Raw genomic sequence first — 13,292 nt, 5'->3', positions numbered from 1 at the left:
TCGCGCGTGAAGGCCCCCTTCCCTCGGCTGAGCCGAGGGAAGGGGGCCTTCACGCGCGTTGTCGAGGGGGCCCTTCACACACCCGGACGGCACAGCACCGGATTCGCCAGCTCGGCGCACGGCCGGTGCCCGTGCGACCGGACGATGTCCTTGCCGACCTGATTCGTCAGGTACCGCAGAAAGCTCGCGGCGAGCGAGTCGGCCTTCGGCTCGCCGAACGTGTACGCGTACTCGGTCTCCCAGAACGGGTAGGCCGCGTGGATCGCGCCCTCCAGGGTCGCCTGGTGGCCGTCGATCCGCACCGGCAGCACGTCCTCGCGTTGCGTGGCCGCGCCCAGTTCGCTGTAGCCCAGCGCGCCCGGCACCCGCGACACCGCGTCGAGAACGTCGCTGGTGGACGGCTTCGCGCACCGCACCACTCCCGGCTGGGCGCCCGGCGCCGGTTTGAGGCAGTCGTCGGAATTGTCGCCGGGTTCCCGCTTGCCCGCCAAGAGCTGGGCCTCGAACGTCCGCCGCGTGCCGGAGTCGGAATGCCGGTCGACGAGCCGGACCGGCTGGTCCTTGCCGCCGATCTCCTTCCAGTTCGCGATCTTGCCGTCGTAGACGTCGCGGATCTGCGCGAGCGAAAGATCCTGGACCCCGGCTTCCTTGTTGATCACGAGTGTGAACAGCGAGAACGCGACCGGACGCGGCAGCAGTTGCGGAAACCCCTCGCCCTTCGCGCCGTCGGAGAACGCCAGCGTGCCGTCGTTCGCCGCCTGGTTCAGGCTGCCCAACCCTTCGGCGCTCCCCCGGCTGTCGAACACGAACGACGCTCCCGGGCACGTCTTCGCGTACGAAGCCGTCACTTCCTTCAACACCGGAGCGAAGGCCGTCGACCCGGTGATCGTGAGCTTCCCGGACGCGCAGTCCAGCGGCGGCGGCTTCTCGTCGAAGAACAGTGAGCGGGTCAGCTGGAAGATGCTGATCACGACGAGGAAGAGGATCAGCGCCATCACCGAACCCGTCGGCCCGGTGCGGCTCTTGGTCTCGCGGAGACTGCCGCCCTTGATCTCGCCGATGACCTGAGGATCGTCGAAGGCGTCCGGCGAGCCGTTGGGGACGCGGTCGAGCACGGCGAGGATCTTGTAGTGCGCGCCGCGGTTCAGCGGCACCCTCGGCAGGTCGATCACCCCGGTGGGCCGTTCGGGATTCTCGTCGCGAGCGCCCCACCCGGAGTCGTCGCCGAAGCATTCGTGCAGATGTGGCGAGCTGAGCTCGGTCACCACCATCCCGGCCACGGTGCGGCCGGGGAATTTCACGCGGATGCCGACGCGGTCGTTCTCGTTGACCGCGTAGTCGTCGGTGTCGATGTCGGTGGTACCGCTGTTCTCGATGCGCAGCAGCACGAACGACGGGTCGGCGAGCCGTTCGCCGTTCTCGTGCTGGAGTTGCGCCAGCGCGTCGGCCGTCGGCGCGAACCCGCGCCCGGACGCCGTCGGGGTGTCCATCTGCACGCGGTAGCCGAGCCGTTTGCGGCCGACGAGCACGAACTCCCACAGGAACGCGACGGCCGGGACGGTGATCCCGACCACCGCGAGCAGGACGTCCCAGGGAAACCCTTCCAAGACCAGCCTCCAGGTTCGGGGTGTCGAACCTATGGCTCATCCCGGCGGGGGACGGCGGACTTCAGCCAGTGTTCACCGGCCGTCCGCGAAGGCGTAGTCGTCCAGGTCGAAGAACCGGCTCGTCACCATGGTTTCCAGGGTGGGCGAGGCGCGGAAGGGCACGTCCCCGTTCGCGTCGAAGTAGTAGCTGTTGGCCAGGGAACAGCTGTCCTGGAAGAAGACCTGGTGCTTGCGCCGCTCCAGCATGGTCCGGAAGTACCGGTCGTTGGCCTCGTGCGTGACCTCGACGCGGGTCGCGCCGGTCTTCCTGGCGTTGCGCAGGCAGCGGACGATGTGCGCGGTCTGCGTCTCGATCAGGTTGAAGTACGAAGAACCGTTGTAGCCGTACGGCCCGAGAATGGTGAAGAAATTCGGGAAACCGGGGACGCTGACGCCCTGATACGCCTGGAACCGGTTCTCCGCCCAGAACTTCTCCAGATCGGCGCCGCCGGATCCGCGCACGGTGAAGGCGGGCATATTGCCCTTCTCGAACACTTTGAACCCGGTGGCCAGCACCAGGACGTCCACCGGATGCTCGGTGCCGTCGGTGGTGCGCACCCCGGATCCGGTGATCGCGTCGATGCCGGTGGTCTCCAGCGTGACGTTGTCCCGGTCGAACGTCTGGAGGTACTCGTTGGAAAAGCTCGGCCGCTTGCACCCCAAGGCATAACGCGGGGTGAGCTTCTCGCGGGTCACGGGGTCCTTCACCGCGCGGCGCAGATGCGCGCGCCCGATCCGCTCCCCCGCGCCCGCGGTCGGCAGGAGGTTGTGGAAATGCGCGGCCAGCGGGAACGTCACTTCGACGAGCGCCTGGCTGGCCAGTCGGGACACCAGTTTCGCGCCCGGCAGCCGCCGCAGCGCGAGCCGCGCCGGCCGCGGCAGGACGGCGTCGGGTTTGGGCAGGCACCAGATCGGCGTGCGCTGGAACACCGTCAGGTGGCCCGTCTCCGGCGCGATGGACGGGATCACCTGCACGGCCGAAGCCCCGGTACCCACGACTGCGACGCGTTTTCCGCGCAGATCGACGCCGTGGTCCCAGCGCGCGGTGTGCATGACCGTGCCCCGGAAGCCGTCCAGCCCGGCGATGTCCGGCGGTTTCGGCTGGGTGAGCACGCCGGTGGCGCCGACCACGAACCGTGCCGTCATCGACCAGCCGTCGGCGGTTTCCAGCCGCCACAAGTGCGTTTCGTCGTCGAAGGCCGCGGAGACGACCTTGCTGCCCAGACGCGTGCGGCGGCGGATGTCGTATTTGTCGACGCAGTAGTCGGCGTAGGCCTTCAGCTCACGGCCCGGCGCGTAGACCCGCGACCAGCCGGAGATCTGCTCGAACGAGAACTGGTAGCTGAACGACGGGATGTCGACGGCGACGCCCGGATAGGTGTTCCAGTGCCAGGCGCCGCCGACGCCGTCGCCCTCTTCCAGCATCAGGAAGTCTTCGAAACCGGCTCGGTGCAGCAGGATGGCGGCACCGATACCGGAGAAACCCCCGCCGACGATCGCGATCTCGTGGTCCGGCTTCATGCGGGAAGTCCTTCCTTGGCGAACAGCGAACTGGCGCCGAGCACGACGACGTCGGCCTGGTGCTCGATACCTTCGGCGGTGCGGATCCCATCGGGCGCGAAGGCGTAGATCGGCCAGGTGATGAGCTTGCACCCGGGCCTTTTGAGCGCGCCGTAGTAGCCGAGACCGGGGGCAGTCCGCCGCGAGCCGAAGCGCCGGTCCGGCGTCAGGAGCCGACGGATCCAGGGGTCTTTCACCTGCCAGCGCAGGAAAACCCGGGCGACGGTGATGCCGAGGACGTTCGGCCCGGGGACCGGCATCGGCACGACCCAGTCGGGTTCTTCCTGGAACACCTTCACCGAACGCGCGGTGGCCGCCACTTCGGGCACGATCTGCGCCGCCTCGCGGCCGGGCGCGACCACGGCCACCCGCTGCCCGGAGAAGTCGTGCCCGAACCACTCGGTGCCGCGCAGCACCTCGCCCCGGAATTCGCCGAGGCTCATGACGCGACCGGTTCGTGCGTGATCTCCTCGGTCCACGACTGCGGCTTTCCCAGCAGCCGCGCGGGGATCAGGCGGGTCATCTTCACCATCGGGTCGGCGAGCAGCCGGTGGTAGACGTGCGAGCGGTCGACGATCATCGCCGCCTGCGCCTTGAGCACGTGGTACGCCGGGATGCGTTGGGTGAACTCGCCGCGGCCGCCGATGGTGGAGAACCGCTTGACGGCGTTGTACAGCTTCTTCTCCGGCAGGCCCATCGCGACGATGTTGTCGCGCATCTTGTTGATCAGCGGGACGAACACCACGATCAGGCCGAGCACGATCTGGGGTTTGAGCGAGCCGATGGATTCGGTGATCAGCTTGGTCGTGGATCCGGCACCGATCAGCTCCAGTACCTCGAAGTCGGCCGTGATATGCCGGGCCTCGTCGGAGTTGATATGCCGGAACACCTGGTGGCACACCGGATCGGAGACCTCTTCCAGCAGGAACTTCACCAGTGCGCCGTCCAGCGCGCATTCCAGCAGCGGGATGAGCGTGGCCAGCGCCGTCAGCGGGAGCGTGTCGCCGTAGTCGTCGAGGACCTTGATGGCGAGCTTGACGTTGATGTTCGGCTCGGGCATCGACCCGTGCTCGTCGAGCATGCCCCAGCGTTTCATCAACGCCAGTTCCGCGTTGGCGTGCTTCTGTTCCTCCGCGTGGAAGTAGCGGTAGATCTCCTGGATCACCGGGGTCGGCGCCTTCTTGGCCAGCGAGGCGAACCCGCGCGCGCCGACGTGCTCGATCCACACGAGATCGGCCATGAACGGCCGCATCTTGGCCCGGAGTTCGTCGGTCATCGTCTCCGCGCCGGGCGCGTCCCAGTCGATGTCGGCCAGCGACCACTGCTTGTCCTTGATGGTCTGGAGCATCGCGTCGAAGTCGTAGGCCATCACTTCTCCTTTTCGGCGGGCAGGAACCGGCCGAGCAGACCGGCGATCCGCGTGTACGGGACGGGCACGAAACGCTTGGCGTGCCAGAGAAGCTGAGCGTCGGGTTGCGGCACCACGTACAGGCGGCCGCGATCGTGGGCGTCGAGCGTCATCCGCGCGACGCGCTCCGGCGAGAACCCGACCACGTCGGAGACCCGCTGGGCGAGCCCACGTGCCCCGTCTTCGATGAGTTCGCCGCCGAAGATGTTGGTGCGCACGAAGGTCGGGCACAGCACGGTGACCCCGACACCGGTGCCGGACAGTTCGGCGGCCAGCGTTTCGGAAAGGCTGACGACGCCCGCCTTGCTCACGTTGTACGCGGCCATCCTCGGCGCGGCGGTGAAGCCGGCCGCCGAAGCGACGTTGATGACGCCACCCGCCTTCGCCGCGCGCATGGCGGGGACGAAGGTGTGGCAGCCGTGGATCACGCCCCAGAGGTTCACGCCGAGCGTGCGCCGCCAATCGGACAGCGGGCTCTCCCCGACGGGTTTGCCGCCCGCACCGATCCCGGCGTTGTTGACGACGAGATCCGGCTCGCGGCCGAACCAGGAACGCGCCTGGTTCGCCAGGTCAGTGACTTCGTCCACATCGGACACATCGCAGGCGATGGCGACCGCGTCCTCGATCATCTTCGCGGTTTCCTCGGCGGCTTCGAGGTCGATGTCGGCGCAGACGACCCGGCTGCCGCGCCGGACGAGTTCGGCCGCGATGGCCCGCCCGATCCCGCTTCCCGCGCCGGTGACGACGGCGTGTGCTCCGTGGGTCCGTTTCGTCATGCCGCCCTCACGATCGCCGGCAGGTTGCCGGTGAGGAAGCGGCAAGCCCGCTCCATCGCCGGTGCCGCTTCGGGAATGAAGCGCGTCAAGGCCTGGAAGACGTGCATCTGGCCGGGGACCACTTCGAGTTCGCAGTCGGCTCCCGCGCGACGCAGGGCCCTGGCGAGCTCGATGGCGTCCGCGGCGAGCATTTCCAGCCCGCCCGCCTGGATGATCGTCGGCGGGAAACCCTCGATGTCGTCGAAAGCGAACCTCAACCGTGTCGAAGCGAGGTCGGCGTCCACCGTGTACAGACCGACCAGCCGCGCGGCCGCGGCGGCGGAGATCATCGGGTCCGGGCTCATGCGTTCTCGTTGGGCCGCCAACGAGAACGTCACGTCGAACAGCGGCGAGAAGAGGGCCAACGCGGAAGGCGGGTCTTTTCGTTCCCGGATCAGCTGCGCGGCGAGGTCGACCGCGAGATGCCCGCCCGCGGAGTCGCCCGCGACGAGGATCCGCCGATATCCCTGGTCGAGGAGCCGGTCGTAGGCCGCGCGGGCGTCTTCGGCGGCGCTCGGGAACCGATGTCCGGGCGCGAGGCGGTACTCGCAGGCGAAGACCGGCAGACCGGTGCCGCCGGAGACCCTCGTGGTCAGCCCGCGATGGGTGCGCGGCGAGCAGAGCGCATACCCGCTGCCGTGGATGTACAGGACCACGGCGTTGCCCTCGGTCACGTCGGGCGCGCGGACCCACTCGCCGCGGATGCCCGGCTCGACACGGCTTCCCTTCAACGGCGGCGAAGCCAGCCACAAGCTGCTCGCGATGAAGGCGCGGGAGAAGGCGACGCCCGCCCGGTTGGCCGGGATCGCGTTGGCGATCGGCCGCACGAAAGCGGACGTCAGCGCGGCGGCCAAACCGGGTCGCAGGCCATTCTGCGGTCGCATGCCCTCAGAATGAATCCGAGGGCATCTGCTGTCAAGATGGAGAGGTGACCGCGTCCCGCCGCTACAGCGGCAAGACCGCCGACGAACGCCGCGCCGAACGACGGCTCGCCCTCCTCGGCGCCGCACTCGACATCTGGCAGGAGCAGGGCTGGGCGGCGGTCACCATGCGCGGCGTCTGCGCACGGGCGAACCTGACCGACCGGTACTTCTACGAGAGCTTCGCCAACCGCGACACGCTGCTGGCCACGGCCTGGGAACAGGTCCGCGACGAGACTCTGCGGATGGTCCTCGACGCCGTCGCGGCCCACATCGAGCGACCAGCCCTGGAGCAGCTCCGCGCCGCCGTCGACGTCGTCGTACACCACGTGCAGGAGGAGCCCGCCCGCGCGCAGATCCTGTTCGGCGACCACGCGGGCAGCGCGGTGCTGGAGCAGCTGCGGCGGCAGACCGTCCAGGAGACCACCGGCCTGCTGATCGAACTCGCGCGGCCACATCTGAAGCCGGACGTGGACGGGCTGGAATTCCGGGTCAACGTCCTGCTGGGCATCGGCGGCTTCGTGGAGATCATGCTCGCGTGGCGCTCCGGCCTGCTCGACGCGGACGCGGACACGCTCGTCGGCCACCTCACCGGAGTGGGCACTTCGCTGTCGCGGATGTTCCTCAAAACCTCCGCCGAAGGGGAAATTCCGGCGGATTGAAGCGGCCCCGGCGGAGTGTTCACTGATACGCGGGAATGTGGCGGTGACCCCTTTCGGCACTGATCGGTGTGCTCGTCGGAGGCGCGATCTCGTTCACGGTCCAGCGGCTGGAATCACAACGAGCCACCCGCGTGAGCAGGACACATCGGCTGCACGAGACCTGGCAATCCGCGGAAAGCTTGGTCCACCGGGTCAAGGCGGCCCATGTCCTGCGCGACAACATGGACTCGCCGGATCCCGTGGGATTCATGTCGCTGATGAGCGACGAGTCCTCGCTGGCCGCCGACGACCAATTCGCGCTGACGCGTATTTTTGCGTTTCTTCGAAGAGTGCGGCACGTTGCTCGAAGTCAGGGCCATCGACCTGAAGCTGTACAAAAGCTCTTCGAGAGATATGTCGTCTACTGGGTGGACGGCTACCTGCGGCCGCTCCACGAGGTGTCCTCCAGGACGGAGAGCGAGATCGAGACCGGCTGGTTCCCGCGCGTGGCCCGTCTCCGGTCCGAGATGGACACGCCTCAGCGGTTCCCCGGAACGGGTGAACTTGACCAAGCCGGGGCCCCGGCGGCGCAGTAACTCCGTCCGCTCCCCGCCAAAAGGTCAGGGCCCCACCCGGGTGTCCGGATGGGGCCCTGACCTGCGGAGCCGCCTAGGGGAATCGAACCCCTGACCTATTCATTACGAGTGAATCGCTCTGGCCGACTGAGCTAAGGCGGCGGACATCGGGCTCGCACCCGATGACGGAGACAAGTGTAGCGGAGGCTTGAACGTCACCTTCCAGGGCCACCGTCGTTAGGGTCCTATGACGCCGGTCTCAGTCCCCCAAGATCGGCCCATCCCCACTGGAGGACCTGTTCATGCGGCAACGACTGCCCCGTGCGCTGGCGCTTCCGGCCGCCGCGGCCCTGCTTCTGCTGACCGCGGCCCCGGCGACGGCCCAGACCATCCCGACCACGCCGATCCCCGATCCGGCGAACCCGGGTCAGCCGCCGATGTCGGCACCGATGGGGCCGCAGCCGCTGGGCAAGGCGGTCGGTGACGCGGGTGCGGCGCTCGGCGTGCTGCGGCTGCTGCCGAACGCGGTGCCGACCAGCGCCATCCTCCCCGGAGCGGGCGAGATGCTGCCGAAGCAGTCCGCGCTCGAAGCCGGAATGGGGCTTTCCAGCGCACAGGCCAACTCCGAGGCCTACCTGAACTACGAAAAGGCGATCGCGCAGTCGTCGCCGTTCGGCCTGTCCGCCGCGGGCAACGCGCCGCAGACACCGGGCAGCCTCGTGCAGACGGCGCTGCCGGACAACCCGAAGCCGATCAGCGGCGGCCTCAACGCGCCGAAGAACCCGCTGTTCAACCTGGGCCTGCTCAACGGCGAGGCGCACGCGCGCTGGAGCCCGACGCTCGGCCCGTGCGTCGGCACGATCGCCGACTCGAGCACGTCGATCGCGAACCTGGCCCTGCTGCCGACCATCCCGAACATCCCGGGCGCCGAGCAGCTCACTCAGGCTTCGGACCAGCTCAAGGCCGGTCTTGCGGCCCTGGGTCCGTTGGCGAACCTGGGCGGCCTGCTTTCGGGAACCAGCACCAATGCCGACGGCAAGGGCGCCGTGCTGAGCCTGCCGAACACGCTGTCGTCGCGTTCGGTCGTGCGGCTGGTCGACATCCCCGGCTCGAAGAACAAGGCCGTCGAATCGACGTCGACGTTGCAGGCGGCCAACATCGAACTGCTGAAGGGCACGCCGCTCGGCCTGACCATCAAGGTCGCCAGCCAGCCGACCCTGCGGGTCACCTCGACCGGCGACAAGAAGACGTCGAAGGTCGAGTACACCGCGCCGGTGCTGCAGATCGTCCGCGGCGACAAGGTGCTGTTCACCCTCGACGCGAACAACCCGACCAAGGACATCCCGATCGGGATCCCGCTGCCGTCGCTCAAGCAGGCCCCCGGCTTCGAGCAGCTGAAGAACGTGCCGGTCGTCGGCGGACTCGCCGAGATGGTGGACGGTGCCACCAAGCACCTTCCCGGCGGCGAGGCCGGGAACGGGCTCACCCTCGACCTCGGGGTGCTGAAGCTGTCGATCGCCGGGCTGAACCAGAAGTCGAGCGACATGACCTCGCCGTTCAAGGGCTTCCAGATGGGTGCGTCAGCGCGGCTGCTGGACCTGCAGATCCTGCCGACGACGGCGTTGCAGAAGGCGCTGCCGCCGGAGGCCGCGAAGAACCTTCCGTCGTCGCTGGCCCAGGTCTCGCTCGGTGAGCAGATCGCCCGCGCGTACGCGCCGGCCGGCGGTGTCGAGTGCGGCACGGCCACTCCGCCGCCCGCGGGCAACAACGGTGGCGCGGCGCCGAAGGGTCCGGTCAAGAACCTGGCTTATACCAACGCGGCCTACGACACGGTGCCGATGTTCTGGACGGGTACGGCGATGCTGCTGATCGGTGTCGTTCTCGTGGCCGCCATGCCTGGACGCCGTCGGCTCGCGGTCGTTCCGGTCGCGAAGAACTCGCCGGGCTTCAAGCCTTCGCCGCGGCCGCGTTCGCTGGACTCGGAGGACTAGACGGGGCGAGGAGGGTGATGGACGGCCCTTTCACGCCTTGCCCCGGTGTGAGAGGTCCGTTCGTGCCTCCAGGTCACCTCTAGGCGGTCAGGGGCCTTCGCCGCTTTGAAGCGGTGAAGGCCCCTTTTCTTTGGTCTGGGTGGAGTGTCCTCTGTGTCCACACACCCCACTCCCGACTGCCGCGCCTGAGGGTTCCCAATGTCGCATTAGAGACGCTCAGCGTCCCTAATGCGACATTGGGAACACCCACCGCCGCCGCCCCGCGAACCCGAAGCGACTTCACTTACCCACAGCACTTGTCCACAACCATCCCCACCTGTGGACAACTCCCGCGACCAGCCCTTTTCCCCCTCCACCCCCGGTAGACTGGACTCGGGGTCGCCCCCCTGGGACGGGCGGGGGGTGGGGTCGTGAGTGAAACGCGTCAGCCTTGGCGCAGGGTGGTGACCATGGCTTCGACGGCGATTCTCGGTTTCACGTTCAGGTCGATGGCCTCGCGGCATTCCAGGACGGCTTCGAGCCGCCGCAGGATCGAGTCCGGCGCCCAGGCGGAGGCGGCCTGCGCGATTTCCGAGGCGTGGTCGGGGTGGTTCAGCGTCGCGCCCGCGCCGCTCGCGGTCACGAGCACGTCCCGGTAGAACGCCGCAAGATCCACCAGCGCGAGGTCGAGAGTGTCCCGCTGGGTTCGGGTCGCGCGGGACTTCTGGCGTTTCTCGAGCTGCTTCACGGCGGCTTCGGCGGCTCGTTTCGCCCCGGCGACGCCCTTTCCGATGCCGTCACCGCCCATCGCGGTGCGGAGTTCGGAACGTTCTGCCTCGTCGCGAACCTTGCTCTCCTCGCCCGCGTCGGCCTCCGCGGCGCTGATCAGCTGATCGGCGCAGGTGAACACGTCGGACGGACGGCGCAGGCCGAGGGGGATCCGCAGCACGGTCGCCCGCCGCTGCCGGGCCGCCTCGTCGGTCGCGAGCCGCCGCGCGCGCCCGACATGTCCACTGGAGACGGACGCGGCCCACCGCGCGCGCTCGGGATCGATGCCGTCCCGCTCCATGAGCACCTGCGCGATCGCCTCCGGCGGCGGCGTCCGCAGCGTGACCAGACGGCACCGCGAGCGAATGGTCACCGACACGTCGTCCGGGTGATCCGACGGCGCGCACAACAGGAACACCGTGCGGTCCGGCGGCTCCTCGACGGCCTTCAGCAGCGCGTTCGACGCGCCTTCGGTCAGCCTGTCGGAGTCCTCGATGATCACCACCTGCCACTTCCCGGTGGTCGGGCGGCGGGCGGCGGCCTGCACCAAGGAACGCATTTCCGCGACGGAGATGGAAAGGCCTTCCGGCACGACGAGTTTGACGTCCGCGTGCGTCCCGGCCAGCACGGTGCGACAGCCAGGGCATTCACCGCATCCGGTGCCGGTGCCGCACTGCAACGCCGCCGCGAAGACCCGCGCGGCCGTCGAGCGCCCCGAACCCGGCGGACCGGTGACCAACCAGGCGTGCGTCATCGCGCCGGGCGCGACGGGCTGGTTGTCGACGATCCGCGCGGCCGCGGCCGACGCCGTGGAAAGCGTGCGCGCGGCGGGCTCCTGGCCGACGAGCTGCTTCCAGACACCGATCAGCGCAGGGGCTTCCGTCATCTCACCTCGACCTTTTCCTCCGCCGGGGCGAGCCCGGCGAGCCTGCCGACGAGCACCGCGCGGATCGCAGTCCGCACCCGGTCGCTCACCTCGTCCTCGGTGCCTTCCGCGTCGACCACGACGTACCGGTCCGGGTCGGCGGCGGCCATTTCCGTGAGCAGATGCTGCACCCGCCACTGCGCGTCCAGCGAAGCGGACTTCCGCATCACCGTGCCGGGATCGGCGTCGAGCAGGATGGTGATGTCGGGCCGCAAGCGGCCGGTCGCCCAGTCGGCGAGCCCTTCGAGTTCCTGGCTGTCCAGCCCGGCGACCGCGGACAGATGCGCCAGCGGCGAGTCCACGAACCGTTCCATCACCACGACGGACCCGGCGTCGAGCGCCGGCTGGATGTCCCGTTCGACGATGTCCGCCCGCACCGCGGCGGCGGCCAGCGCCTGCGCCCGCGCACCGGACAGCGAAGCACCGGAGAGGAGCTTCGCGAGCCGCTGATCGTCCAGCGCCGGGTCGGCCGCCAGCACGACGGGACGCGTCCCCGCGCGCAGCCATTCGGCCAGCCGCGCGGCCTGTGTCTCGGTGTTGATCGCTCGCGTACCTTCCAGCGCGATCAGCAGCCCGTTCACGCGACGCGGGCTGCGGCGCAGGGCGTTGCGGAGGTCGGCGAGGATCGGCTCGGCCCGCCGGTCGTCCATCTGCCGGTACGCGAAGATGCCGGCGAGCAGCGCGAGGATGCCGCCGCCGATCATCACCGGCCGCGTCCCGTCGATCGTGATCGTGCTCCCCCACACGGAGATCGCGGTCGGCTGCACCAGGCTGATCAGCACGGGCACCAGGATCGTCGAGCCGAACAGCACGATCTTCATCAGCGACTGGTAGATCGCGTTGATCCGGCCGCGGATGGAGTCCTCGATCCGCGAACCGATGATCGTGACACCGGTCAGGAACGCCGTCCCCGCCCAGACCCCGACGGCGGCGACCGCGACCAGCGAAACGGCGAGATGCGGCGACAGCGCCACCACGACGAGGCACAGGCCCGCGGCGACGATCGAGATCCCGAACAGCCGGTCGTGCGCGAGCCGCCGCGCGAGCTTCGGGGCCACCGCCATCCCGGTGGCGAGCCCGAGGAAGACGGCGAGGACGAGCAGGTTGAACGCCGCGTCACCGGCGAGCAGGCTCGACGAGTACGGCTTGGCGGAACCGATCACGGCGCCACCGGCGGCGAACGCGCCGAAAGCACCGATCATCAGCCCGCGGACCAGCGGCGTCGTGCGCACGAAACGGGCGCCGTCGGCGATCATCTGCCGGAAGCCGAACTTCTCCTCGTCGGCCGCCTTGACCTTGGGTTTCGCGACCGAATGGACGTTGCGCAGCGACAGCTCGGGAATGCGGGTCGCGATCACGATCGCGCTGGTCAGGTACAGCAGGCCGGTGATGACGACGGCGACCTTGGCGATGCCGAGCTGGGCGTCGCCCTGGAAGAAGTGGAAGGTCGTGTTGCTACCGGTGAGCACGGCGTTCGCCCCGGCGGCGGTGATCACCGCGAGGCCGTAGGTCATCACCATACCGAGCTGGTTGGCCGTCTCGACCTGGTCCGGACGGCGCAGCAGGTTCGGCACCGCAGCGTCCTTCGACGGGATCCACATCATCGAGCAGCAGCCGACGAGGAAGTTGCCGACGAACACCCACCACGGCGTGCCGACGAACGCGATCGACAGCAGGAAGCCGCATCGGCCGAGGTCGCAGAGCACCATCACCTTGCGCCGGTCGAAGCGGTCGGCGAGCAGCCCACCGAGCGGGGCGAACAGCAGCCCCGGCAGCAGCGAGGTCAGCACGACCCCGACGAACGCGAAGTTCTGCGCGGCATAACTGTCAGTCAGTTTGGTGACCAAACTGGTCAGCGTCAGGAGGTTCAGCCAGTCCGCGACGCTGCACAGGTACGAGACACCCCAGATCCGGCGGAACGGCTTGATCGCCAGCACCCGCCGCACGCGGTGCATGGTCGAAGCGTCACGCTCCGCCGAATCACCCGTGCCCGCTTCGGGCACCGACCGCACGCCCTCGCTGATACGCCCACCCCACTAGTCACGCGGCGCCGAGGTGCGACCC

At 68.9% G+C, this 13,292-nt stretch carries 11 protein-coding genes and 1 tRNA gene; 3 read left to right on the top strand and 9 right to left on the bottom strand.

Annotated features, from left to right (window positions below):
• Window positions 1-74: 74 nt before the first annotated feature.
• The 6 genes from BLW75_RS27425 to BLW75_RS27400 all read right to left on the bottom strand — a co-directional run bounded on the left by BLW75_RS27425 (window position 75) and on the right by BLW75_RS27400 (window position 6,313).
• On the bottom strand, window positions 75-1,607 hold the full coding sequence (locus BLW75_RS27425) for a PstS family phosphate ABC transporter substrate-binding protein (protein WP_034310017.1): 1,533 nt from the start codon (window positions 1,605-1,607) through the stop codon (window positions 75-77).
• Between the two features lie 72 nt (window positions 1,608-1,679).
• Window positions 1,680-3,167, bottom strand: coding sequence for a flavin-containing monooxygenase (locus tag BLW75_RS27420; protein ID WP_034310015.1), 1,488 nt, complete (start codon window positions 3,165-3,167; stop codon window positions 1,680-1,682).
• Window positions 3,164-3,649: an NAD(P)/FAD-dependent oxidoreductase gene (locus tag BLW75_RS27415; RefSeq protein WP_034310012.1), complete on the bottom strand. Its 486-nt coding sequence runs from the start codon at window positions 3,647-3,649 to the stop codon at window positions 3,164-3,166. Before BLW75_RS27415 ends, BLW75_RS27420 begins: the two co-directional genes overlap by 4 nt.
• Complete coding sequence (locus BLW75_RS27410) at window positions 3,646-4,575, bottom strand: reductase (protein WP_034310009.1); 930 nt, start codon at window positions 4,573-4,575, stop codon at window positions 3,646-3,648. Before BLW75_RS27410 ends, BLW75_RS27415 begins: the two co-directional genes overlap by 4 nt.
• Window positions 4,575-5,390 carry an SDR family NAD(P)-dependent oxidoreductase gene (locus tag BLW75_RS27405; protein WP_034310007.1) on the bottom strand — a complete coding sequence of 272 codons (816 nt, stop codon included), beginning with the start codon at window positions 5,388-5,390 and terminating at the stop codon, window positions 4,575-4,577. The genes BLW75_RS27410 and BLW75_RS27405 overlap by 1 nt, the downstream gene beginning before the upstream one ends.
• Window positions 5,387-6,313 carry an alpha/beta hydrolase gene (locus BLW75_RS27400; protein WP_241783503.1) on the bottom strand — a complete coding sequence of 309 codons (927 nt, stop codon included), beginning with the start codon at window positions 6,311-6,313 and terminating at the stop codon, window positions 5,387-5,389. Before BLW75_RS27400 ends, BLW75_RS27405 begins: the two co-directional genes overlap by 4 nt.
• A 44-nt stretch (window positions 6,314-6,357) precedes the next feature.
• Between BLW75_RS27400 and BLW75_RS27395 the strand changes: the two genes are divergently transcribed.
• Both BLW75_RS27395 and BLW75_RS27390 read left to right on the top strand, forming a co-directional pair.
• A complete protein-coding gene (locus BLW75_RS27395) occupies window positions 6,358-7,011 on the top strand; it encodes a TetR/AcrR family transcriptional regulator (RefSeq protein ID WP_034310003.1) in 654 nt (217 codons plus the stop codon).
• Between the two features lie 131 nt (window positions 7,012-7,142).
• Window positions 7,143-7,586, top strand: coding sequence for a hypothetical protein (locus tag BLW75_RS27390; RefSeq protein ID WP_143055365.1), 444 nt, complete (start codon window positions 7,143-7,145; stop codon window positions 7,584-7,586).
• A gap of 67 nt (window positions 7,587-7,653) precedes the next feature.
• On the opposite strand, the gene BLW75_RS27385 is transcribed toward BLW75_RS27390, so the two are convergent.
• A tRNA-Thr gene (locus BLW75_RS27385) sits at window positions 7,654-7,727 on the bottom strand.
• 140 nt (window positions 7,728-7,867) lie between these two features.
• Here BLW75_RS27385 and BLW75_RS27380 point away from each other — a divergent pair.
• Window positions 7,868-9,556 carry a hypothetical protein gene (locus tag BLW75_RS27380; protein ID WP_091598434.1) on the top strand — a complete coding sequence of 563 codons (1,689 nt, stop codon included), beginning with the start codon at window positions 7,868-7,870 and terminating at the stop codon, window positions 9,554-9,556.
• Window positions 9,557-9,980: 424 nt separating this feature from the next.
• On the opposite strand, the gene BLW75_RS27375 is transcribed toward BLW75_RS27380, so the two are convergent.
• Together BLW75_RS27375 and BLW75_RS27370 are read right to left on the bottom strand one after the other, a co-directional pair.
• Window positions 9,981-11,189, bottom strand: a complete 1,209-nt coding sequence (locus BLW75_RS27375; protein WP_034309997.1) for a DNA polymerase III subunit delta' — start codon at window positions 11,187-11,189, stop codon at window positions 9,981-9,983.
• Window positions 11,186-13,240: a bifunctional MFS transporter/dTMP kinase gene (locus BLW75_RS27370; protein ID WP_034309993.1), complete on the bottom strand. Its 2,055-nt coding sequence runs from the start codon at window positions 13,238-13,240 to the stop codon at window positions 11,186-11,188. Before BLW75_RS27370 ends, BLW75_RS27375 begins: the two co-directional genes overlap by 4 nt.
• Window positions 13,241-13,292: the final 52 nt, after the last annotated feature.

It is taken from the genome of Amycolatopsis lurida (assembly GCF_900105055.1).
GTDB lineage: Bacteria > Actinomycetota > Actinomycetes > Mycobacteriales > Pseudonocardiaceae > Amycolatopsis > Amycolatopsis lurida.
The sequence above is the reverse complement of the archived record's forward strand: the minus strand, read 5'-3'. Positions and strand labels throughout refer to the sequence as shown.